Genomic DNA, 23910 nt, shown 5'->3' on the forward strand with positions numbered 1-23910 from the left:
CACAGCTGTTCTGATTCGTTCAACAGTTGTTATTGTGTTTACATTGGTGGGGATTTATGCGGCTACACTTTAAATCCACCGACCCTTGCATTCAGCAGTTGCGACATATCCGCCAGTGTATGAATGGATGATGCAATTTCCTCCATGGAAGCCAGTTGCTCTTCAGCCGCGGCACTGACGCTCTGGGTTCCCCCTGCCGACTGCTCTGCTACTTCACGAATACGCTCTACTGCTTCCACCATTCGCTCGGATCCGCCGGACATCTGTTCTACAGACCGATTTACGCTGTGAATCTGTTCACTGACCTGTTGAATGGAACTTCCAATCTGACGAAATGCGGATTCTGCGGATTGCATGACCTTTACGCCAGACTGCACTTCAACCGTCCCTGTCTGCATACTGGAAGCGACATTTCCAACATGCTCCTGAATATTTTGCACAAATTGTGTGATTTCTGCTGCTGAAACCGATACCTGCTCGGCCAATCTTCTTACCTCAGAGGCTACAACTGCAAATCCTTTGCCCTGCTCTCCGGCTCTTGCCGCTTCAATCGACGCGTTAAGCGCCAGCATTCCTGTCTGCTTGGCTATTCCGGTAATGACAGCTCCGATCATGCCAATCTGTTCGGCCTGTTCACTAAGTGAACGCACAGCACGTGCAGAGCTGTCTACACTTTCGCTGACCTTCTCCATCTGACGCATAGCCTGACCTATAGATTGTTCTCCTGCTTCTGCATCTTTAGCGGCTGTATCAGATAACTCGTACACCTGCTGGCTCGTGGCTGCAATATGCTCCAGTTCGTGGGCTAGCTCTTTCACGGTATCTGTAGTTTGTGTAATATCATCGACCTGATGCTCCATACCAGCCGCTAGTTCTTCCATTACACCGGAAGTATGACGATTGGCCTGATTCATTTCCTCTGTACTTACGCTAACCCGCTCTGCAGTTACGGTTAATGTACGCGCCGTATCCTGAGCATCCACTATAATACTGCGGAACCCCTCAATAAGCTTGTTGTAGGAGCTTGCAATCATACCGATTTCGTCTTTGGACGTAATATCCAGTCGGCTACGCAAATCTCCCCCACCTTCAGACATTTCCAACAGCTGCTCATTCATATGGTGTAATGGACGAATAGAACGGATCAAAACGATGGATTGAACAATACTGTAAATAATAACGAGAAGTCCTACAATACTCGTAATCAAGGATGTATTCGTCATCGTTTGGTGCGCTTGCTGTACTTTCACCGTTACCATATCTTCTTGAGCTTTGACAAAGGCTACTACCTTGGTATCAAGTTGCTTGCGCAACACCCGTTCGTTTTCAAAATCATCGAGCAAATCAGAAAATGGCGGGAAAGCATCATCTCTTGTACTCTGATACCCCGCTTTAGTCAGTAAACGATGAACTTGATTCATATAGGTATTAATCCCCGTCTTGAGATCAGTCATCTTTTTACTAGAATCCTCATTGCCTGTTCTAAGCAGAGCTTCTGTCTCCTGTAGCAACTTTGCAACTTCACTCTGCTTGTTTCCAATCTCTCGCCCGTACTGTTCATCACGAGTTAGCAAATATGCCCGCTCATCATTAGATATACCGTTTAACAAAAATTGAAGAGACTTCGAGTTATACGCAATAGCCTCTTCACGATTCATAATATCCTTGTACTCATTCTCACTATGTACGCTTAAAATGTAATTGGTTAGCAGCATGGCCGCAATCACACTCGGAATCAGTATCGCGCTAAGAATCATTTTGGCCTTAATTGTTAAATTCATGAATCGGTCCCCCAGTTATTTCTGAATAAAATGTCCAACTTACTTTATATCGTTTTATTCGATTGTTTTTTTGAATGAAACAGAAAAAGTGTATAGATTTTTAAATATATTTGTGTCTATTCAGTGAACATATATATCTTTTTTAATATCAAAAAACAAAAAAATTCAAAATTAGGTAAATGAACTGTTCTCAGTTTGTACTCTTCTCGTACCTTCGAATTTCGGACTATTAAAAATGATATACTATGTATTGGTATGCCAAAGCCTCAAGGAGGACCTGCATGGAAAGTTTGGAACTAAAACCACTTATTCACGTACTTAACGAGTTGGAAACCCGCAGCTGCCTTATTGAGCAGCAGGGAAACATGGTCATGAATTACTATCGTGAACCTCAAATTGCTAACGAACTCTATAAAATAAATTCCTGTACCAAAAGCGTGATTTCCGCATTAGTTAGTATCGCTATGGACCAGCAGCGAGGGCCGAAACCGGAGACGCCGATCCTCGAATTCTTTCCCCAGTTGGCCACAGATAGTGATTCTCGAAAGCGTGATATCACGATTGAACATCTGCTGACGATGTCCGCGGGCTTTAACTGGACGGAATTTGGCGGGCAAAATTCTTTTCCTACCATGAGCAAAACGTCAGACTGGGTGCAATTTGTGCTTTCACAGCCATTATCGGATGTGCCAGGCATGCGAATGGAATACAATTCTGGCTGTTCCCAACTTTTGGCCACCATACTACGTCATGTTTCTGGACAAACAGTTGCTGAATTTGCCGAGCAGCAATTATTCCAACCGCTCGGTATCGAAAGCTACCATTGGGAAACCGATCCTCAAGGTACGCATACTGGAGGCTTCGGACTGCATCTCAGGCCGATAGACATGCTCAAATTCGGGCGGCTTTATCTGAACGAAGGAGGCTGGGAAGGACGGCAGATCATCCAAACAGAGACAGTCCGATATTCAACCCGTCCGTTTCTTCCTGCTGCCAAACCACAAAAAGCATTTTACGGCTGGCACTGGTGGACTTCTTCCTTTTCAGATGAAACAGAGACAGGAACTGAAACGGACTATTTTTACGCTCTCGGCTTTGGTGGGCAATATATTGTTATCGTCCCGTCGTATGACATGGTTGTTGTCGTTACCGCTGATAAATTCAAAAAGAAACGGACTCCTGTGGATATTTTCCGGCAATATATTGTACCGCTGCTACTCCAGCAAAATGAATAGAATAGATACCGAAGCTAAAAGTCTAAAAGTTGAAACTGGTGGTCTCTATCAAAATTCTGCATCAAAAAGGGCTTGCCTGTTGAATCAGGCAAGCCCTTTTTTGCATATAATCGCTACATTGTGACATATTTCATCCACTTTCTAGCGCCTTACCTAGCCCAAGTGAATAGTAAGCTCTTGCTGTCCGCTGGAATCTGGTGTAATGATTACACCCTGTTCTCCCGGCTGGCTGCTGCCTTCCTCCACTTGAACAGCCTCGTGGATACCGCGCAGGACTATCGACCATGGTTTAACAGCACCTTCAGCCTTCACCGTAATGACAGAATCATTGCGGCTGGCAGTAACCGTTAGCTCTTCTTTACCTGACGTATTCACGATAACCGTTCGAGCCTGTTGTCCCTCACCAAGCTCAAACAAATGAAGTGTCACTTGATCAGCATAATCATAATCCGGACGACTGTTCTCATGACCGATTGCCAACAGTGTGTTCGGCTTCACGAGCACAGGCAAAGTTGTAAAATCATGATGCTCGTTAACCCAACGACCACCTGACACTCTCTCATTCGTAAGTAAATTTGTCCACTGACCCTCTGGTACATAATACTGCACATTGCCTTCTTTATTAAAGATCGGGGCTACCAAAATGGAATCCCCCAGCATGTATTGCAGATCCAACGTTGCGCAGGTTGGGTCCTGCGGAAATTCCAATACCATAGCCCGCATCATCGGCAGTCCCTTTACTGAGGATTCCACAGCAGAAGGATACAGATATGGCATCAGTGAGCATTTGAGTTTCGTAAAGCTACGCACCACGTCCACCGATTCTTCGTCAAATAGCCAAGGCACGCGATAGGATTCGTTTCCGTGTAAACGGCTATGGGAGGACAATAGTCCAAATTGTACCCAGCGTTTGTACACATCCGGCGCAGCCGTTAACTCAAAGCCGCTAATATCATGGCTCCAGAAGCCGAAGCCGCTCAAACCAAGCGATAAGCCGCCTCGCAAGGATTCGGCCATCGACTCATACGTCGACGAGCAGTCTCCGCCCCAGTGAACCGGGAACTGTTGCCCCCCGGCTGTAGCGGAACGCGCAAATAACGCGGCTTCATTTTTACCCAGCTTTTCCTCCAGTACATCAAATACAGCCTTGTTATACAAATGCGTATAATAGTTATGCATCTTCATCGGATCAGACCCGTCATGATATACCACATGAGTAGGGATGCGCTCGCCAAAATCAGTTTTGAAGCAATCTACCCCCTGATCTACCAACACCTTCAGCTTATCCTGGTACCAGACGACTGCAGCCGGATTCGTGAAGTCAACCAGCCCCATCCCCGCCTGCCACATATCCCATTGCCACACGCCACCATCGGCGGTTTTGACCAGATAACCATTCTCCATACCTTCATCAAATAAAATGGATTTTTCAGCAATATACGGATTGATCCATGCACAAATTTTGAGACCCTTTGCCTTCAATCTTTGCAGCATGCCTTCCGGGTCTGGGAACATGTCTTGATCCCACTGGAAATCGCACCATTGGTATTCCTTCATCCAGAAGCAGTCAAAATGGAATACCGAGAGTGGCAGATCCCGCTCAGCCATCCCGTCCACAAAATGGTTCACTGTTGCTTCATCATAATCTGTTGTGAACGAAGTGGTCAGCCACAAACCAAAGGTCCAGGCTGGTGGTAATGCAGGCTTGCCCGTCAGCTTGGTGTAATTGTCCAATACCTCTTTAGGGTTAGCTCCACCAATAATAAAATACTCTAACGACTCGCCTGAGACGCTAAACTGAACCTTTGATACATTTTCCGATGCAATCTCATAGGATACCTTTTCCGGATGGTTGACGAACACACCATACCCTTTATTAGATAGATAAAATGGAATGTTTTTATATGCCTGCTCACTGCTAGTCCCGCCATCTTCATTCCATATATCGACCACCTGGCCATTTTTTACGAACGGAGTGAAACGCTCTCCGAGTCCGTATACATACTCACCAATGCCCAGCTCCAGCTGTTCCCGGAAAAAAGGCTGATCCTGGGGGTCTGTAATATAACCTGGTCCCCGATGTCCGCTGCCTGTGACTTTGCGATCCTCGACATAAAAGCCTACATCCCAGCTCTTCCCACGGCCGACTCGCACACTCAGATCGCCGCTTTTCAGTACCGCTGCGTCCTCATCCACCGTAATGTCCACCTCTGTTGGCAAGGTGTGAATTTCAAAATTCGGTCCCAGATGCACCCGTCCCTTATGGTGGTTCAGACGCACCTGAATGACATTCGGCATAGGCGAGCTGTAGGTCGCTTTCAGCAACGCTCCATTCAGCGTATCTCCTTTGTGCTCGATCCGGTGGGTCGCTGCATATACCGTCATGGAAGCATCGTCCGTCACGATATCACGGATTTCAGCAGGATTTTGTATTTCATAGCCCTTGCGAACCAACCAATAGCCATCTGTAAATTTCATCTGTTCCTTCCTCCGTCTCGATCTTTATATTCTTGATTCCAAATCGCTTGTTGGATTTTTTCGAAATCCTTACTATAATAATATTGATTTATGTAAGGGTTTACTTCTTTTATTTTGACGTATTGTATCAATATTTTGATGTTTTCTATATAAATCAGTTTGCAGAAGAGGAGTCATAGAATGCAAAGAGAAATGTTGCGGGAAAATCGCATTCACGGCAATCCCATGTACCCAGTCAGCGTATATCCGAGCGTAGAACAGTTGAACGGAAATAGTATACTGGAGTCTCATTGGCATGAAGAGATGGAGTTTATCGTAGTGGAGCAGGGAAGCGCCATTTTTCAGACGGATATGGTCTATACGGAGGTGAACGAAGGTGAAGCTCTTTTTGTCAACAGCGGCGAGCTTCACGCAGGTTATTTACAAAAAAGCTCTCGTTGCGTATTCTCTGCGGTGGTGTTTCACCCCGACATACTGCACAGCCGCACGCAGGATACAGTGCAGACGCAGTTTATTGACCCATTTATCAGTAAAAAGCTTGTCCCTCCCCCTCATATTCGCGGCGTGCAGCCTTGGGAGCAGGAGGTACTGACTGCATTGCGACACATTATCACCAGCCATGAGCAGAATGCACCTGCCCGTGAACTGGCGACCAAGGCGCAGCTCTATAGCATGATTGCCTGCCTGTACCCACACATGACCCCCGCTAACGGAGAAGATGTGATTATGGCGGGTCAACGCAACAAAGTTGAACGGATCAAAAAGGCGCTGGCATATATTAATAGTCATGCTCATGAGCCTATGCGTTTACGGGAGATCGCAGATGAGATTGGGATGAGTGAAGGGCATTTTTGCCGTTTTTTTAAGCAGATGGTTCAGAAAAGTCCGGTAGAATATATTAACTATCATCGGATTCAAAAGGCTTGCAGGTTGCTGGAGCAAAGTGATCGCAAAGTGGTTGATATTGCGCTGGATGTTGGTTTTGACAATCTAAGCTATTTTATTGCGACCTTTAAAAAATGGAACGGCCTGACCCCTTCGCAGTACCGTAAGCAGCACGAAGCAGATCAGGCGCTTGCTGTCCCTTATATAACAGACTAATATGCATAGGATAAATCATTTATTTTTTTTGGGCTTCATAAATACTAAAATTATTTTTCTTCCTCTTAACTTAGTAAATATGTAGCCAGCTACTCCTCCTAAAACAGAGGGAATTAACCACCCTAATCCTACATTATATAATGGAAGAAGATGAGTGAAAAAATCATTAATTACATTAATTTTTATTCCAGCAGCATTCAAGCCATCAAATAAACTAATGATAAAGGTTAATATCAAACTGCCTTGATATACTTCTGACCTGCCTTTAAATACGGGATGTAAAAAAGTTAAAAATATTAGAGAAATAGCAATAGGATATATTGCCATTAATACTGGCGTTGAAACCTTAATGAGCTGTGTTAAACCTATGTTGGCTACAAGGGTACTAAATATAGATAACATGAGAGCAACTCTTTTGTAAGAGATTTTTGGAAATAATCCATGAAAAAAGGAAGAGCAGGAAGTGATAAGCCCCACACTTGTCGTTAAACACGCTACTGTAATCATTAAGCCTAATAGAATAGAACCATAAGATCCAAAATAATAGGAGGAAACCTTGGCTAACACCTCAGCACCATTTCCTAAAATCCCCAATTTTTCAACACTAGAAGCTCCCATGTATGAAAGAGACGTATAGATAAAAGCTAAGAGTGTAACCGCAATTGCTATCGCTTTGCCACAAATGATCATCAACTCTTTTTTTGTAGCAACTCCTCTATCCTTAATTGCATTCACAATGATAATTCCAAAAATAAAGGCTACAAGAGCGTCCAAAGTTAAGTAACCCTCTTGAAAGCCTTTGAAAAAGACATTGGATGTATAACCCTCCGCAGGTTCTTGGAATTTTCCTATTGGGTGAATAATAGCTACAATCACAAGTAATCCAATGAATGTTAATTTAATGGGTGTTAGAAACTTTCCGATGACATCAATAATTTTTGTAGGATTAAGTGATAACAAACATGCAACAGCAAAAAAGAGGATAGTAAATACAAAAAGTGCGACAGGATGATCTGCATTGTTAGAAAAAAAAGGTTTTACTCCAATTTCAAATGACACACTACCGGTTCTAGGAATTGCATATAAAGGCCCGATGGCTAGATAAAGGATTGTTGTAAAAACAATGCCGAATACAGGATGTACACGACTCGCTAAAGTTTGCAAATTGCTTTTGCCCGAAAAAACAAAGGCTGTGACGGCTAGTAATGGTAAGCCAACTCCGGTAACCAAGAAACCCGCATTGGCTATCCATACATTCTTTCCGGCCATTTGCCCAAGCATAGGTGGAAAGATTAGATTCCCTGCACCAAAAAATAAGGCAAATAGCATCGATCCTATAATGATAATAAAGGACGAAGAAACACTTTTCGACATAATAAATCCTCCAACTACGAACTCACAACATTTTGTTTTTATTCGTTTTCTTTTTAATTTGTATAATACATGTTAATAGGGACGCAGCCCATTGTTGCATCCAAAGAACGGTATCTGTAATCAATAAAACAATGGCAACTATAAAGACTGCCGTATCCTCGATTTCATCCTACTTCTATCTGGATGTTAGCAATGTCTATTGAGCCTAGTGATAACCGGTGCCTTTAGGATGAGTGGGTTTCGTCTTAACTCATCGTTACACAATACTCTATATACGATCACTGTTTCAAGTAACTTTGTACTTGCAGAATGAACTTAGTGAGCTTAATGAACTATAAGGGGATTTTATACTTAGGACTTATTTCTTACAAGATGTAGATGTAGTTACACACAGCATGTTCTCATGGTTCAATCTTTCACTATTCATCCCCTAACTATTCCTCTTCAACATATTTAAAATAGTTTGAGCCCCAATTTAATCCATACAGAATCTGCTGTTTTATTCGAATCATCAACTGATTGTAATAAGCACAGGAAATCTTGGGAAAATGCCCTATGGAAGCGAGTGAATAATCCTTACAATTAATAGTACAGACAATGCAAATGACGTTGAATGCAATTTGAGCGGCTACAATTTAAAGGGGTGCTTAAACATGATGAATTTGGCAAAACGCAACTATTGGTCTCTGAGTATTTTTAACTTCGCTTATCTTTTTACATGGTCTGCCGCCATGTCTTTTTTTGTCATTTGGCTGGGACAAAGCCTGGAAATTTCAGAAACCTACACGGGATTTCTATACGCGGCTAATTCAATCGTCGCCTTGATCATGCAGCCCCTGTTCGGTTACTTATCTGACAAGCTTGGCTTGAGAAAACATCTGCTGTACATACTCTTTACAATCCTTTTGCTCGTTGGACCCTTTTTTATCTATGTATACGGTCCATTGCTTCAAACGCAGTTCGTTATTGGTGCCATTGTTGGTGCGCTATTTATCGGCCTGGTGTTTAATGCAGGTAACGGGGTCGTCGATTCGTATATGGACAAAGTTTCGCGTAAATATGGCTTTGAATACGGACGGGTTCGTATGTGGGGTTCACTCGGGTGGGCGGCGGCTACTTTTGTTGCGGGACGGGTCATCAATATCAATGTAAATCTGACCTTCTGGATTGCCTCCGTATCTGCCGTTGTTGCCATGATCTGCATCTTCCTGACTAAAGTCGAAATTTCCGGACAGGAGCAGCAGAAAACAGAATCGTTGAAGCTCATTGATGTGCTGCATCTCGTACGTACCAAAAAGTTCTGGTTTCTTATGCTATTCATGGTTGGCGTGACCCAAATTTATGAGGTATATGACCAACAGTTTGCCACATACTTCGTATCACAGTTCAGTTCCAAAGCGGAAGGAAATCAATTCCTTGGCGATTTGAGCGCTGTACAGGTTTTCCTGGAATTTGTGTTCCTTTTCGTTACCCCTTGGTTTGTGAACAAAACGACCGCCAAATGGGCATTAATTATTGCCGGGTCGATTATGTCTTTGCGTATTATCGGCTCTTCGCTGCCATTCGGTTCTATATGGGTAGCTGCGATGAAGATGATTCACTCTCTGGAGAAACCGCTTATTCTGGTAGCCATCTTCAAGTACATTACCGTTAACTTTGACCAGCGCTTGTCCTCCACCATGTACCTGCTGTATTTGTTTATGGGCTCCCTGGTGGTTTCCATTTTCTCACCCATTGTCGGACATATGTATGAAGTATTAAATTTCCCGATTACTTATGTGATTCTGGGTTCCATTGCAGGCCTATTCACCATCATATCCTGCTTTACACTAACAGCAGACAAGAAGAATGGGGAGCGGTATCTGGAGGAACGTCGTAAACAGGATCTGAAAAGAGCAGCCAAAAAAGTTGAAGCAGTTCATTCGTAATCTAATGGTTTGAGCTTAACAAAACAGCGGCAGTCTAGGACTTTTTTCTCGTCCAAGGCTGCCGCTCTTAACTCCAGTTGATTTGAAGCTTATTTTAAATCTTGAATACTGACACCGTTTGATTCATCTCTTCCGCCCTCTTGGCAAGCATGTTAGCACCTGCAGACACTTCCTGCATGGATGCAGTAGTTTCCTCGACTACGCTTGCGACTGTTTGAGTAGAATCTGCTGCACGTTCGGAGATTTCAGCAATTTTCTTCATCGATTCCACCATAGAAACGGTTCCTTCATTTACGGATCTTGCTTCTACAGCCGCAGTGTCCACCTCATCGCTCACTTCTTCAACGGCACCTACAATCTCAGAAAAAACGTTACCTACACCTTCGACAAGCATCATGCCTTCATTCAGAGATTGAACACCTTCATTCATTGAAATCACAACTTCATCTGTTCTTAAGGCAATTTCGTTAACTAGAGAAGAGATCTTGCCCGTTGCTTCACTTGCTTGTGCCGACAGATTGCGTACTTCAAAAGCAACAACCGCAAACCCTTTTCCCTGCTCTCCCGCCCTCGCAGCTTCTATACTCGCATTTAGTGAAAGCAAGTTGGTACGAGCTGCTATATCACGGATCATAGCTGTGATCTGTCTAATCTCCGCAGACTTTTCTCCTAGAATATTTACCACTTCAGCGGATTGAGTTACCTTGGTATGCACATCTCTTATTTGCGAGACAGTGGAAGACATTTGGGTTTTGCCGTTGTTTGCTTTTTCTTGTGCTTGGGTTGTGAGATTCGCCACATTCACAAAGCGATTGGTTATGTTCTCTACACTTTTAGAAACGTCTACTGTGTAATTCAGCGTTTCAGCTATATCTGCAAGCTGTGTCTGAGATCCCTCTGCGACTTGAGTGGCACTTACAGCTATCTGCTCGGTAGCGATGCTTGTCTGTTCCGCACTGGCCGTTAACTGTTCAGCCGTAGAGGCAACCAGTAAGGAATTGTCCACTACTTCCTTTAAAAGATTGCGCAGCGAATCGCACATTTCATTAAAATCGGATGCTAGTTTCCCGACCTCATCTTTTGATCTGACCTTAAGGGGTTCCACTTGCAGGTTCCCCCCGGTTACCAGCTTCATCTGTTCCGCTATCTTTAATATCGGCTTAGTGAACGATTGAGCCAGTAAAAAAGAACCGATAATGCCAAGGATCGTACATATGATAGTCAGAGAAATCATAAACAGTTTACCTGAATAGTAGGAATCACTCGATTGATTAGCTGCATCCGTGGCATACTGCTCATTAAGTAGCTTCAGTTTATTTACATCGTCTAATGCTGCCTTATAAATAGAAGAATTTCCATGAATGATCATGTAGGCCATCACTTTGTCGTTTTCTTCCATCGCAGCGGAAACCACTTTGAGATGGCGAAGATACATTGCCCACTGACCATAAAAGTTGGTGAACAGTTCTTTTTCCTCTGCCGTAGAGGCTAAACTTTGATATTCATTTACACTCTTATCCATTGAAGCTGTAGCTTTGGTTAGCTCCTCTTGATGAGTGCTGCGAACGGCAGTATCCTCTTCGAGTATCATTCGAACGGTGAGTCTATCGATTTCTGTAATCTGCTTATCCATACCTTGAAGAAGAATAACCGCAGGTAAAGACTTGTTATTTACCTTATCAGAAGCCTCCCCCATTTCCGACATCTTAATGACGCCTATAACACTTGAAAGGGAAAGTACGATAACCAGTATGAGTGCTGCACTAATTATTTTTTTCTTTAATGTTAATTTAAACATCTTTATCTTCCTCCCGTGACTGGTCTCGTGTCATCACTGCTGAGCTTTCCAGTATATGCGTATTTGGCGCAACAGCTCGGCTTTATCTATCTTTCCACTGATGTAGCTTTGGATAGATGCTCCTGTGATGGCCCCATGATCAGGTGGAAGGGTTGCTATAAACGGCAGCGTCTTTCCGCTCGACATATATGACTTGATCGATTTACTCAAAGGATCGGTAGGCACCAAGTCAATATTCTTGAACGCCGGTATTACATTGGCCTTGTTAACCAAAGACTCTTGTCCAGACTTTTCGTACACCAGCCAGTTCAAAAACTTCTTCGCTTCCTCTTGCTGCTGAGGTGTGGTAGTTTTGGAGTCGATGAATATATACTTTGTCACACCGACTGTAATCTTAGCATTGTTGGGATCATCCGTATTATCGTTTAACGGAAGAGGCAAAAAACCATATTCCCCATTTGCCGTATCATTGCTCTTTATTCCATTCCAAGCCCAGTTGCCCATAAACCAAAGCCCTACCTTGCCCTCTCCCAAGGCTTTGGCTCCATCGTCATACGTACTGTCCAAAGGCGATTGCTTATTGATGCTGTTATCCTTGAGCAGGTCTAAAGTTTGTACCCATCCAGACATTACACTGTTATGGGACATATCGATGGAGTTGTTCTGCATACCTTTAACAAACTCTGAAAAACCCCCAGGTTGAACAGAATAAGACAAAGCTAAAAGATGAGAGCCAAGAGACCAGTCCATTGGTGAAAGCATGACCGGTGCTACTCCCGACTTCTGAATTTTAGCCATTAAGGCGTTCAGATTGCTTCTACTTTTCACCGAGGAAGCATCAAAAGCCCCCCCAATTGCTTTGTCCAGCACTTTCTTATTGTAAATTAATCCGTAGCCTTCAACTGCAAATGGAAATCCCAGCACAGCATCGTTTTTCTTGACGGCATCAAGTCCATTTTCTATCGTATCTGCTACCCACTTCTCTTTGCTTAAATCAACGGCTTTATCTAAGAATGTCTGCGTGTCTCCCGGATCAAGCATCGACATGGTTGCTGCACTTCCTGAGCCGTACATCGACATCAGCTTTTGATATGCAGACGTTCCCTCTGGAGCAGTTATAATTTCTAAAGATACCTGGGGGTGCTCTTGATTGTATTGTTTTGCTACTTCTTCTAATTGAGTTTTTATTTCAGCTTTGGAATTCAAAAATGTAATCTTGGTCGTCTGCTGTGATACTGGTGTGGCTGAACAACCTATAAACATCATTAAACATACTAGAGAAATCGCAACTTTTAGCTGTATTCTCATTAACTTTCCCCCTAAAGATCTACTTTGATAAAATTTATGAATAATATTCAATGTTATCGACATTATTCTCTGGGAAGATTAGGGTTTTTTTTGTTGGTAAATATCGGAAGTTAAAAATAGTACAAACAGGTTGTTACGTTAAGTTAACAGACAAGACAACGCAACGAATTTTATCCAGTCGCGTCTTAATATGGAGGAAAATTACTTCACAACAAATTTAATCAAAAAAGGAGCAACCAGTTATGAACATAGCATACTTTGGGGTTTTTCTTGCAATCTTTTTATTTATTTCATCGTCCACTACTTATGCAGCAGAAAATCAAATCAAAGTTGACGGTGTGACTACTACATCCGATGTGAAGCCCGAAATGAAGAACAACCGTTCAATGGTACCTCTACGTGTTATTAGTGAAAGTTTGGGGGCTAGCGTCGAATGGTCCAATCCCGAGGTTATTCTCGCTAAAAGCGATATGAAAGTAAAATTAGTAATAAACAGAAGCACAGCAGAGAAAAACGGTAAAAAGATACTGCTTGATGTAAAACCATACACAAAAAATAATCGCATATATGTTCCACTTCGTTTTATTGCAGAGGCGTTTGGCTGCAATGTCAATTACAGCAACTTTGCAGTGAATGTTGATACTAAACCATTGTTCATAAACGGTGTACAAGTAAAAGCACTTCAACAGGAATACCATATGACTTTGGGCGGCGTAGTTCAGCAAATTAATGGAAATGCATATAATGAAACCATTTATAATATTTTTACAAAAAACAAAGGTGAAAAGGTCGAAGCACCTGAAAACTATTCTTGGAGCTTCACTATTGACACACCTGGATCTTATTATAAAAATGCACAATACGATTTCTTAGACCAAAAAGGGAAAAGCTTAGCTCGTTTTGATATGTATTCTTTATATCCACCTGAACTTTCAACAGAATACCCAGAGACTTTGATTCATGATGTATCGAAAGATGAGTGGTATTTATTTAACGATACCGCAAGAAAATCCATTAATCAGTTAATGGATACCGCTGGGAAGAACGGTTTTCTGAAGATTATAAGTAACACAGTTGTATAATGTGATTTTTCCTTATTACACTTTTTCGTCTTCAAAAGATATAAGGCGAATTCCCAGCTGAACATACACAGCACAGGAATTCGCCTTTATTAATCGTATATAAGCTTAACTCTTCATTTTATATAGAAAGCGGAGTGACAGTTATTGTTCCATCTGTAGTATTTCTGACTCATAGGACTGGAATGCATTTTCCATACCCATCACTACATTTTTAATCTTCATGTATCCTTTGGTATACGGCTCCGAATCACGAATTTCTTCCCACATATAGTGATATTGCTTCATATCCTTCGTTTCGCATACAACGAAATCGGTGTAGTCCTTTCCAGGCAGTGCTTCTGCATCAAAAAAACGAACTTGAACATGTTCCCTATATTTTTGGATGGTAGCCTGCAAGGCACCCGCATGTTTTCGGCGTTCTTCTCGCGGCAAAGCCAACCAGGAAGGGTAGAATTCCAATAATACAATCATCATATAACGCATATGCCTATCTCCTTTTTTGGTGAAGCTTGAATGATTTATCGTTATTGTACGCTGCTTGTCTACAATTCGCATTAACATAGGTTAATGCGGATCACTACGCAGCAAACGACTAAGTGATACAGGGGAGACGCCTATGTACGAAGCTATATGATATTGGGCAACTCGTTTGTCCAATCCGGGGTATTTGAGAAGAAAAGCATGATAACGCTCCTTAGCGGAAAGATACAATAATTCGCGCTCCCGTTCCTCTTTTCGAATATAAAGTCTTTCTACACTTTTGCGCACGAATCTTTCCCATATATGGCTTGTATCCATAAGCTCCTTTAATACGTGATATGGAATTTCAATGACAACCGAATCTTCCATTGCCTCAATCGAAAAAGTGGATGGTTCTTCTTGGATCATAGCCCCATAAGAGGTTACGTAGTCATCTTCTGGCGAAAAACCAACATTATATTCTCTGCCATCTGCTAATGTATAGAATAAACGGAATAATCCCTCTGAACAAAAATAGGCATGTTTCACAGGCTCCCCCGTTTCAATGAGAAGCGTTCCCTGCTGAACATGCTTCACACGGGTTTGCTCTATAAACCTGTGCCAATCCTGCTCTATAATCGAGGCTTGATAAGCCATTTTTTCTAATGAACGATAATAGGGATGCATCTGCTCACCGCTCCTTGACTTTTATAAAGGAATCGAAGATATTTTTTGACTTCGTAAATGAAAAACAGGGGTTACCCCTCAGGTCTGGGCAGACCTGCAGGACAACCCCCAGCGACGTATTCTATCAGACTTCCGCAGCTTCCTCTTCCACGAAAAGAGATACCTTGCGGATGCCATCCGCTCCGATCACAACAAGCCCCTGATCCGACAGACGGATTTCAGGGATAACGACCAGTGCGAGCAGTGACAGTGTCATCAGCGCGTTGTTCAGCATGCAGCCGGATTGCTGAAGCGCCCGGCTGATACTTTCGGACTGCGCAGCCACCTCTGCAAACGGAGCTGGGGACATCAGCCCGGCGATAGGCAGCGGGAAGCGCGTCTCACCCGAGGCGGATACGACCACCACGCCACCACGTAGGGCAACAGCCTGCTTCGCCGCCTGGGTCATGAGCTCGTCATCATTACCAATGACGAGCAGGTTGTGGCTATCATGCGCGACGGTCATGGCAATCGCAGCCGGCTCGGTGAAGCCGACACCTGTCACAAGTGCAACCGCGTGACTGCCACTGGCATGATGGCGCTCGAAAACGGCTATTTTGCACAAATCCTGTGCAGGATCTGCCGTGACTTCTCCATTACGGACCGGAACGGTCATTCGCACTTCCTTCGTGTCCACGTGATTTTCCGTGACACGAATCACCCGTACAGGTACATTCCCCTTCTGTACTGGAGCCGCAATGCGAAAATCTGCAGCACTCAGCTCTCGTCCCAGATGGACCGTGTCCATCACTTCCGCAGGATAAACGAAGCCGTCCCAATCGGCGACCATTTGACCGTGCTCGGCCACCAGTTGGCCCGCTGCGATGGTAGCCGTCACATTCACTTCGGCCAATCGGCCATCAAGCAAAATAATGTCGGCAATCGCACCCGGAATGATCGATCCGATGTCCCGTGCCACGCCGAAGCGCTCTGCCGTATTCAGCGTGGCCATCTGAAACGCGGTTACGGGCTTGACGCCCTGTGCAATGGCATGGCGCACGACGAAGTCCATCTGCCCTTCATGGAGCAAGGATTCTGCGCTGCGGTCATCCGTTACCAGCATCATGCGGCGCGTGTCGAGACCCATTTCCGTGCTGGCTCGGATCGTCTCGGCCACATCATGCCATGCGGAGCCTTGCCGCATCTTGGCATACATGCCGAGCCGGATACGCTCGGCTACATCCTCGGGCGTGACACACTCGTGGTCGCCCGTAATTCCTGCGGCTGCATAAACCGGCAGCCGCCAATCATCGGAGGCCCAAGTAAAATGGCCATCCGCAACCTTGCCCGCGCGTAGCGTGGCCTGAATTTCCCCGATCATCACATCGTCTCCATAGACGACACCAGGGAAATTCATGACTTCACCCAGCCCGATCATATCCGGGCCCCAGCTTAATGCCTCTGCGACTTCCGCCGGGCCGAAGGAGGCACCCGTCGTTTCCAGCTCCGGACCTGTGGACGGCACGCAAGAAGCCACCTGCATGTAAGCAGCCAGCGGTGTCGTACGTGCTTCGTCCAGCATCAGACGAAGCCCCTTTAGACCGAGTACATTGGATATTTCATGCGGGTCAAAAAAACCACCCGTCACTCCCAGCGGCAGTACAGCCTTAGCGAACTCAGTTACTGTGAGCTGCGTGCTTTCGATGTGACAATGTCCGTCCAGTAACCCCGGTGCCATATAGCGGCCATCCGCTTCAATGATTATGGTGTCTTCTCCAATCGTATGACTAACGTCCCTACCGACGTAAGCGATACGAGCACCTTGTACAGCAATAGACATGCCTGGCAGCAACTCGCCCGATACCACATTGACCAGTGTTCCTCCGCGGATCACCAGCGATGCCTTGCGCTCTCCTCTAGCTGTAGCTACCAACTCGGGTACACAGTCCGCCAGCGGCGGGCGTTGAAATACACTTTTCATGTCCATTACGTTTGTAACCTCCGTTTATGCTTCTTACCTGTTTTGCTTATTTGCTTATGTTACTGGAATACGCTCCATAATGCCAGCCAACTCTATATCTATTCAAACATCGCAAAGGTTCCTGTGGCATTTGTTCCCCAGCTGATTGCCAATGTCCTATTATAGAACACGATCACTTTCTTCCACTTTGCGGGTATACGTATCCGAATCCCGTAAACTCACAAATGGCGTAATCTCCCCTATGCTATAAATATGCAGCAGATGCATCGCTCGCGTACAGGCGGTGTAGAATAACTTACGCTCACTCTCACGCTGGTATTGTTTCGCTGATCCGTCATAAATCAGGACGGCATCGAATTCCACGCCTTTTGCCAGGTAGGCCGGAATGATATGAATCCCCTTTTCAAAAGCGGGAGTTGTTTTCTTAATTAATTTTGGCTTCACTGACAGCTGTCCTTCCAGCGCTTCGTAGGCTGCCGCGCTTTCGTCAGCATTTTTACAGATCACCGCGATGGACTCATAGCCTTCTGCCAACAATTCTGTGACATTCCCAGTTATCCGTTGATGCAACTTTTCACGCGAACGCACCTCGGTTACAAGAGGCTTCTCACCCTTACGGTTAAAGGGTACAATGTGCTCTCCCCCAGCGACCATTCCCCGGGTAAATTCCACAATCTCCTGTGTTGAGCGATAGCTGCGTGTCAGGGAAATCATCTCGGTCTGATCTGCACCATACAAGTCATACAATGGCTCTGCATCCTGAAGCACCGAGGCATGGGCATAAATGGCCTGATTAAAATCACCCAGTGCCGTCATTTTAGCCTGTGGAAATAAACGCTTGAAGAAAGCCAGTTGGAATGGGGAATAGTCCTGTGCCTCATCAATAAACACGTGACGGATGTTGCTATTGGAACGGAAGCCCAGCATCAGCTCACGTAAATATAAAAAGGGTGTCACATCCTCATACGCTAACTCCCCAGCCTGAATTCGTTCCAGGGTTTGTCGACTAATTTCACCCCAGCTGACGGGCAGCTCTGCATGATTCGCCAGTTGGCTCAACAGCGTCTCGTTCATAAACAGTTCGCTGTAGAGACGGGTCGTATCCACGAAGCGAAGCGCCTTAATCCATTTGCGCAGGGGTTTTAAGCGGTCACTGACCACCATACGCGCCAATATCTCTCTTTCACGCGTAAAATCGTCGAAGGTATCGCCCTTATTCTTGGATTTACGGCGCATGCGGTTATAGGCACGCTGATAATCCTCCGGCTCCATCAGATCCATCTGTTGATCCACCCATGGGGCGGAGCATTCTTCCTTACCAAAGCGGGCCAGCTCTTTGAGCATCCAATCCCGCAGCAGTTCCAATCGGTTCGCCAGCCGCACCGTAGAGTCGAATTCATAAAACTTGCGTGCCATTTGCTCTACTGAAACCACCTCACGTCCCTGAAAGCGGATGGGTTTAAAACGCATTCCCTCCTGTTCCAGATACGTCTTGTAGCTTGTAATCACATGTAAGAACGTCTTGGACGACTTAAAGCGGATACCCTCCATCCTGGCTTCATACCCAGGCTGTAACGACGCTGAAAGCACATATTCCAGCTGTTCAAATGGATCTTCTAACTGAAACTCCCGGCCCAAACGCCGCTCCAAATATTCCTGAAACGTGGCCTGAAGCATATTTTCCTCACCCAATTCAGGCAATACTGTCGATACATAACTGTTAAACATCGGGTTAGGCGAAAATAACACGACCTGATCTGCTCGTAAGCGATCCCGGTACTTATACAGCAAATACGCTACTCTCTGAAGCGCAGCAGAGGTTTTGCCACTTCCTGCCGCCCCCTGAACAATGAGCATCCGGCTTCGATCATCACGGATGATGCGATTCTGCTCCCTTTGGATGGTAGCGACAATACTTTTCATTTGAGCATCCGAGCTGCGGCTCAATACTGCTTGAAGAAGTTCGTCTCCAATCGTCACCCCTGTATCGAACATAAAACGGATCTGTCCATCACGGATCGAGAATTGGCGCTTGAGCGTGAGTTCCCCTTCCATCTCCCCTGCCGGGGTCTTGTATGAAGCGGGCCCCGGCATGTTATCGTAATAAAGATTGGAAATAGGCGCACGCCAGTCATAGATCAGAAATTCCTCATCTTGATTATCCAGCAGGGAGGCAATCCCCAGATAAACACGTTCCGCAGTCTGCCCTTCCTCAGCAAAATCAATGCGTGCAAAATACGGTGAATCAAGCAACTTTTTCAAACGACCTAATGCCTCTGTGGAATGCTTGTGTCTTCGTTCCCGCTCAGACAAAATCTCAGACTGCTGACGCAAACTGGTGGATGTCTCGCCCACATCATCCGCCTCACTGAAATTGATCGTTACCTCATCCCAGAAGTCTTTACGCATATCGACGACATCTCCGCGCACAGAGCCAACCTCTGTCTCTAGCTTCCGAATACGCCCGCTAATTACTGCGGTCACATCTTCTACTCTTCGTTGTTCTTCATTCCATTGCTGTTCAGTAGTCACTGGCATCGCTCCTGTTCCGTTTCCTCCTGCTCCACGCAGGGCTCCCTTGCGTACAAACTATGCTCTATTATGGACCCGGGCATACTCACGGCATCCCCCTGATCCGGGAAAATTGACTAATCCTTTGAAGCATGCTATAATGTAACAAGAAGTGTAATTCACAACTTATGCATATGGTTTTACCATAAAACAGAGCATCCTCTATTGTAGCAAGTTCAGTCCCTGTTCGCAACCAGCGGGCTTTTTTTGTGTGTTCTGGCAACGTTCTATTAACCTGTTCTGGCATACTTGAATTCATTACATAAAAAAGCGACCGTTCATCTGATTGATGAATGCGGTCGCTTTTCTTTTAGGAAATTCGCCTATCTGCTCTCTTCCACAGGATGAATATGATCGGCCAATCTGCTCAATCTCTCCAGCTGATGACCATAGTCGTACATCGCCGCAGCCACAATGGAAAGCCGCAGCATTCCCTCCTGACAATGGTCAAAACGTGTAATCGCATGCTTCATAAATTCGCCGTTCGCCTGCTGGAACAATTCACTTTCGTCCTCGTTCGGTTTTAGTTTATTTTCGAATTTCAGCAGAGCATGCTCGTGAAAACGAATCAACAGCTCCAGATGACTGTCAAAAAAAGCATCCGTTCCCTTTGGCCGTAAAGACTGGAAGTAGTGCCTTTCCACCGCATCCAGTACCTCATATCCTTTGTGTAAACTTCCAAGCATTTGTTTGTATACTACCATTTGTCTCGTCTGACTAAAATTGGAGCGTTTGAGCTTCTTCTGCTCTTCCTCGAACAAATGATATTTGTCCGACAGCGATTTAATGGCTCCCTCCAGATTTCCTTTTTCCTCTTTAAAGACAGACTCCTTAATCTCATCTGAAATGGCAGTACGCAGCAGCAAGGACATGCTGTTAAATACATTTTGAATCTGATTGATAAACTGCCTTTTCGGTTTCGGGGGAAAAACGCTAACATTGATGACAAAAGCAGACACAATCCCAATCAAAGTGAGCGCAAAGCGGGTCACCGCAAATTTCCAGTCCCCTGAGGCTTCCATGACAGAAACAACGGTCACTAGTGTCAATCCAACTGTATCAGCCATATTTATTTTCAGACATATCATAAGTACCAATACACATACCAGTCCGACTGCAATCGGCTCATTCGAAAATACCATTCCGCCCAGCAATGCCATGATTGCACCTAGTGTGCTTGTTTGGAGTTGATCCAGAAAATAACGCCACGACCTATATATCGACGGTTGCATGGCAAAAATAGCGGCTATCGCTGCCCCCACAGGCGAATGGGTGTTCAAAAGCGTGCTCAGAAAAAGGGCGAGCGTCACTGCGATTCCCGTTTTTAACACCCGTGCTCCAAAAGCCAAAGCCATCCCTCCTGCTTACCTTTCAAATTTATTCATACCGAATTACTATAATGAAAATTCAATGTAAAGTCCATGCTTTATTATTATCCAAAACAATCGGAGATCAGGAATATTTATGAAATGTACAGTTCCTGATAGAATACATATCAACAGAATTAACTTATTTGCAACAACGTCACAGGAGGAACTCATCGTGTCATGGATTAGCAAAATGTTAGAAGAGCCCCGAAAGTGGCCGCGTAATATCCGATTGTTTTTTATGGCCAATCTACTGTACCAGATGGGTACAGGAATGTTTTCTGTGCTGTACAACCTGTATATCCAAAAGCTTGGCTTTGACGATGATATGAACGGCCAAGTGGTCAGCATGCAGGCGCTAGCGACGGCGTTGCTGTTCATTCCGGTCGGATTTTTGGGGGATCGGACGAGCCGCAAAAATATGCTGGTCATCGGCGCGTTATTCAGCGGCCTGGCCTTTCTCGCCCGTACTTTTACAGATACTAGCGGAAGCATGTTGGTATTTGCCGTAATCTCAGGTGTATTCGCCGCCTTTATTCAGGTACTGGCTGTGCCTTTTTTAGCGGAAAGCATAAGCAAAGCCCAACGTTTAAAAATATTCAGCTATTACTCAGCTCTTGTACTGGCATCCCAAGTCCTGGGCAGCTTCGGGGGTGGCGTACTCGCAGATGGGCTGCAGACGTGGGGAATCACACCGCTATCCAGTCTGCGGGTTGCTCTGTTCCTTGGAGGAATGGCGACATTGACCGCTTTTATTCCTCTATTGTTCATCACAAAAACTACAGCAACCTTAGAAGCACCAGCTCCTGCCGAATCTTCATCTCAAACAGAACAAGTACATACGCCGCATAGTACACCCGATATACCTGCCTCGGAGACGCCTGCTGCTTCTTCTGATCGCCGGGTTATTGGACAATTTGTTCTGGCACAGTTTTTTCTTGGGTTAGGTTCAGGTCTGGTCATCCCGTATCTTAATTTATATTTTACGAACCGCTTCTCCGTATCGCTCAGCGCGATGAGTTTACTGATTGCACTCGGCCAGCTCATGACCATCCTCTCCATGTTGATCGGACCTACCCTCGGCAGCCGAATTGGACTGGTTAGAGCTGTAGTTGGCTTCCAACTGCTTTCGCTACCGTTCCTTCTCATTACAGGCTTTACGAACGTGCTATGGATCGCTTCCATCAGCTTTCTATTCAGGCAAGCGCTAATGAATGCAGCCAATCCGCTGCAAACCGCCATTCTCGTCGAACGTGTGTCAGATAAAAATCGTGGCATTGCCAACTCCATTCTCCAGACGACCTGGATGCTAGGCACCGCAGGTATGGGACCTGTACAAGCCTATTTGGTTACAACTTATGGCAACTACTGGGGCTATGCCATCACTTTTAGCATGACAGGTGTTTTCTATATTTTGTCCTCCCTCGTCTATTACAGAATGTTCCGAGAAAAGCGCCCGTCCGCGGGCCAGCTTTTACAAAACCCGGCAAGCCCGTAAACAAAATCATGACACAATAAAAGCCGGAGCCTCCAAGCGGACTCCCCTGGAACGTCATAGGATAAATGAGAATGGCGGAGGAGGAATGAAGGCATGCTTCGAGTTGCATTATTTACGGACACGTATACGCCTGACGTGAATGGCGCTGCTCTGACCCTGGAACGATGGATTGGCTATCTGGAGACACATGGAGTATCTACGCTCGTCTTCGCACCGGAGGCAGACCATCAACTGCCCTCTGGGCCGGGTGTAGAGCGATTTCGGAGTATTCCCTTTTTGTTGTACCGGGAATGCAGACTTGCGATCCCCAACGCCAAACAGATCAACGAGCGTCTGTCAGCCTTTTCCCCGCATCTGATTCATGTCGCTACTCCATTTAACCTTGGCCTGTATGGAACAAGCTACGCAGCCAAACATCATATTCCACTCGTCGCTTCATATCACACCCACTTTGATAAATATCTCGAATATTACAAGCTTCGCTGGCTTGAACCTGCGTTATGGAAATACATGCTCTGGTTTCATAGACATTGCGAAAGGGTATATGTCCCTTCTCAATCAACCATGGAATTGTTGCACAATAAAGGAATGGGACAGCTCGAAATCTGGAGTAGAGGCATTGATACTGACCGATTTCAACCAAAGGTGGACCGTAATGCAGTATGGAAGAAATGGGGCGTTCATGCAGATGCATTTGTTATTTTGTATGTAGGCAGGCTTGCACCGGAAAAGGGGATAGACACGTTACTGGATTCCTATCTCCAGTTACCCGACGACGTGCGCGCAGCCTCTGTGCTGGTCATTGCAGGAGATGGACCATTGTATAAGTTCAAAACTGCAGCGGATCTAGGGGTGCCGGAGCATGCAGTCCACTGGTTTGGTTTTGTGAAAGGGCCGGAATTAGCTGAACTCTACGCCGCAGCCGACGTATTTCTCTTCCCTTCCACCACGGAAACCTTCGGCAACGTCGTATTGGAGGCTATGGCGAGCGGTACACCTGTGATCGGTGCCAATGAAGGCGGGGTAAAAGATAATCTGATCCATGGAAAAACAGGGCTATTGTGTCCTGCTGGGGACGCCGCTGCCTTTGCCAAAGCTGTACACCTGTTGTACGAGGATGCCTCACTTCGCGATTCTATGTCCAGAGCTGGTAGAGCATACAGCCTGGAGCAGACATGGGACCGCATTTTTGAACGGTTACTCGAAAGCTACATGGATGCAGCGACCCTGCATCTTGACAGCCGTCCCATGACGCGAATGTAACTCTGAGAACTTCATAGCTA

At 45.3% G+C, this 23910-nt stretch carries 16 protein-coding genes; 6 read left to right on the forward strand and 10 right to left on the reverse strand.

Annotated features, from left to right (window positions below; translation table 11 throughout):
* Nucleotides 1-62: 62 nt before the first annotated feature.
* Nucleotides 63-1781, reverse strand: coding sequence for a methyl-accepting chemotaxis protein (locus AC5ELV_RS01915; protein ID WP_493428917.1), 1719 nt, complete (start codon nucleotides 1779-1781; stop codon nucleotides 63-65).
* A gap of 281 nt (nucleotides 1782-2062) precedes the next feature.
* Between AC5ELV_RS01915 and AC5ELV_RS01920 the strand changes: the two genes are divergently transcribed.
* Complete coding sequence (locus AC5ELV_RS01920; RefSeq protein WP_493428918.1) at nucleotides 2063-3016, forward strand: serine hydrolase domain-containing protein; 954 nt, start codon at nucleotides 2063-2065, stop codon at nucleotides 3014-3016.
* A 153-nt stretch (nucleotides 3017-3169) separates the two neighbouring features.
* Here the strand turns inward: AC5ELV_RS01920 and yicI are convergent, their stop codons facing one another.
* A complete protein-coding gene (yicI, locus tag AC5ELV_RS01925; RefSeq protein ID WP_493428919.1) occupies nucleotides 3170-5494 on the reverse strand; it encodes an alpha-xylosidase in 2325 nt (774 codons plus the stop codon).
* 180 nt (nucleotides 5495-5674) lie between these two features.
* Between yicI and AC5ELV_RS01930 the strand changes: the two genes are divergently transcribed.
* On the forward strand, nucleotides 5675-6595 hold the full coding sequence (locus AC5ELV_RS01930) for a helix-turn-helix domain-containing protein (protein WP_493428920.1): 921 nt from the start codon (nucleotides 5675-5677) through the stop codon (nucleotides 6593-6595).
* Between the two features lie 15 nt (nucleotides 6596-6610).
* Here AC5ELV_RS01930 and brnQ read toward each other — a convergent pair whose 3' ends face one another.
* On the reverse strand, nucleotides 6611-7969 hold the full coding sequence (gene brnQ / locus AC5ELV_RS01935) for a branched-chain amino acid transport system II carrier protein (protein WP_493428921.1): 1359 nt from the start codon (nucleotides 7967-7969) through the stop codon (nucleotides 6611-6613).
* 653 nt (nucleotides 7970-8622) lie between these two features.
* On the opposite strand from brnQ, the gene AC5ELV_RS01940 reads away from it, so the two are divergent.
* Nucleotides 8623-9897: an oligosaccharide MFS transporter gene (locus tag AC5ELV_RS01940; protein WP_493428922.1), complete on the forward strand. Its 1275-nt coding sequence runs from the start codon at nucleotides 8623-8625 to the stop codon at nucleotides 9895-9897.
* A 94-nt stretch (nucleotides 9898-9991) separates the two neighbouring features.
* Here the strand turns inward: AC5ELV_RS01940 and AC5ELV_RS01945 are convergent, their stop codons facing one another.
* On the reverse strand, nucleotides 9992-11695 hold the full coding sequence (locus tag AC5ELV_RS01945) for a methyl-accepting chemotaxis protein (RefSeq protein ID WP_493428923.1): 1704 nt from the start codon (nucleotides 11693-11695) through the stop codon (nucleotides 9992-9994).
* Nucleotides 11696-11728: 33 nt separating this feature from the next.
* On the reverse strand, nucleotides 11729-13003 hold the full coding sequence (locus tag AC5ELV_RS01950) for an ABC transporter substrate-binding protein (RefSeq protein WP_493428924.1): 1275 nt from the start codon (nucleotides 13001-13003) through the stop codon (nucleotides 11729-11731).
* A gap of 242 nt (nucleotides 13004-13245) precedes the next feature.
* On the opposite strand from AC5ELV_RS01950, the gene AC5ELV_RS01955 reads away from it, so the two are divergent.
* The gene (locus AC5ELV_RS01955) at nucleotides 13246-14085 is read left to right on the forward strand and encodes a copper amine oxidase N-terminal domain-containing protein (protein ID WP_493428925.1); all 840 of its coding nucleotides are present in this window, start codon (nucleotides 13246-13248) and stop codon (nucleotides 14083-14085) included.
* A 141-nt stretch (nucleotides 14086-14226) separates the two neighbouring features.
* On the opposite strand, the gene AC5ELV_RS01960 is transcribed toward AC5ELV_RS01955, so the two are convergent.
* From AC5ELV_RS01960 to AC5ELV_RS01980, 5 genes are all read right to left on the reverse strand, one after another.
* The gene (locus tag AC5ELV_RS01960; RefSeq protein WP_493428926.1) at nucleotides 14227-14568 is read right to left on the reverse strand and encodes a darcynin family protein; all 342 of its coding nucleotides are present in this window, start codon (nucleotides 14566-14568) and stop codon (nucleotides 14227-14229) included.
* Nucleotides 14569-14649: 81 nt separating this feature from the next.
* Nucleotides 14650-15231: a Crp/Fnr family transcriptional regulator gene (locus AC5ELV_RS01965; RefSeq protein WP_493428927.1), complete on the reverse strand. Its 582-nt coding sequence runs from the start codon at nucleotides 15229-15231 to the stop codon at nucleotides 14650-14652.
* A 124-nt stretch (nucleotides 15232-15355) separates the two neighbouring features.
* A complete protein-coding gene (locus tag AC5ELV_RS01970) occupies nucleotides 15356-17197 on the reverse strand; it encodes an adenine deaminase (RefSeq protein WP_493428928.1) in 1842 nt (613 codons plus the stop codon).
* 153 nt (nucleotides 17198-17350) lie between these two features.
* Nucleotides 17351-19729 (reverse strand): RNA polymerase recycling motor HelD, encoded by a 2379-nt coding sequence (helD, locus tag AC5ELV_RS01975; protein WP_493428929.1) that lies wholly within the window; start codon nucleotides 19727-19729, stop codon nucleotides 17351-17353.
* A 356-nt stretch (nucleotides 19730-20085) separates the two neighbouring features.
* The gene (locus AC5ELV_RS01980) at nucleotides 20086-21117 is read right to left on the reverse strand and encodes an FUSC family protein (protein ID WP_493428930.1); all 1032 of its coding nucleotides are present in this window, start codon (nucleotides 21115-21117) and stop codon (nucleotides 20086-20088) included.
* Nucleotides 21118-21304: 187 nt separating this feature from the next.
* Here AC5ELV_RS01980 and AC5ELV_RS01985 point away from each other — a divergent pair, with 187 nt between their 5' ends.
* Together AC5ELV_RS01985 and AC5ELV_RS01990 are read left to right on the forward strand one after the other, a co-directional pair.
* Nucleotides 21305-22627, forward strand: a complete 1323-nt coding sequence (locus AC5ELV_RS01985; protein WP_493428931.1) for an MFS transporter — start codon at nucleotides 21305-21307, stop codon at nucleotides 22625-22627.
* A 93-nt stretch (nucleotides 22628-22720) separates the two neighbouring features.
* Nucleotides 22721-23890, forward strand: a complete 1170-nt coding sequence (locus AC5ELV_RS01990) for a glycosyltransferase family 4 protein (RefSeq protein WP_493428932.1) — start codon at nucleotides 22721-22723, stop codon at nucleotides 23888-23890.
* Nucleotides 23891-23910 lie beyond the last annotated feature (20 nt).

Source organism: Paenibacillus sp. NMA1017 (genome assembly GCF_058895805.1).

Bases quoted from the DNA above. Each gene is read 5' to 3' on its own strand.
- AC5ELV_RS01955 (WP_493428925.1), top strand. From the start codon at position 13,246: ATGAACATAGCATACTTTGGGGTTTTTCTTGCAATCTTTTTATTTATT.
- AC5ELV_RS01930 (WP_493428920.1), top strand. From the start codon at position 5,675: ATGCAAAGAGAAATGTTGCGGGAAAATCGCATTCACGGCAATCCCATG.
- AC5ELV_RS01915 (WP_493428917.1), bottom strand. From the start codon at position 1,781: ATGAATTTAACAATTAAGGCCAAAATGATTCTTAGCGCGATACTGATT.
- AC5ELV_RS01920 (WP_493428918.1), top strand. From the start codon at position 2,063: ATGGAAAGTTTGGAACTAAAACCACTTATTCACGTACTTAACGAGTTG.
- AC5ELV_RS01960 (WP_493428926.1), bottom strand. From the start codon at position 14,568: ATGCGTTATATGATGATTGTATTATTGGAATTCTACCCTTCCTGGTTG.
- AC5ELV_RS01945 (WP_493428923.1), bottom strand. From the start codon at position 11,695: ATGTTTAAATTAACATTAAAGAAAAAAATAATTAGTGCAGCACTCATA.
- AC5ELV_RS01970 (WP_493428928.1), bottom strand. From the start codon at position 17,197: ATGGACATGAAAAGTGTATTTCAACGCCCGCCGCTGGCGGACTGTGTA.
- AC5ELV_RS01950 (WP_493428924.1), bottom strand. From the start codon at position 13,003: ATGAGAATACAGCTAAAAGTTGCGATTTCTCTAGTATGTTTAATGATG.
- AC5ELV_RS01965 (WP_493428927.1), bottom strand. From the start codon at position 15,231: ATGCATCCCTATTATCGTTCATTAGAAAAAATGGCTTATCAAGCCTCG.
- AC5ELV_RS01940 (WP_493428922.1), top strand. From the start codon at position 8,623: ATGATGAATTTGGCAAAACGCAACTATTGGTCTCTGAGTATTTTTAAC.
- yicI (WP_493428919.1), bottom strand. From the start codon at position 5,494: ATGAAATTTACAGATGGCTATTGGTTGGTTCGCAAGGGCTATGAAATA.
- AC5ELV_RS01990 (WP_493428932.1), top strand. From the start codon at position 22,721: ATGCTTCGAGTTGCATTATTTACGGACACGTATACGCCTGACGTGAAT.
- helD (WP_493428929.1), bottom strand. From the start codon at position 19,729: ATGCCAGTGACTACTGAACAGCAATGGAATGAAGAACAACGAAGAGTA.
- brnQ (WP_493428921.1), bottom strand. From the start codon at position 7,969: ATGTCGAAAAGTGTTTCTTCGTCCTTTATTATCATTATAGGATCGATG.
- AC5ELV_RS01980 (WP_493428930.1), bottom strand. From the start codon at position 21,117: ATGGCTTTGGCTTTTGGAGCACGGGTGTTAAAAACGGGAATCGCAGTG.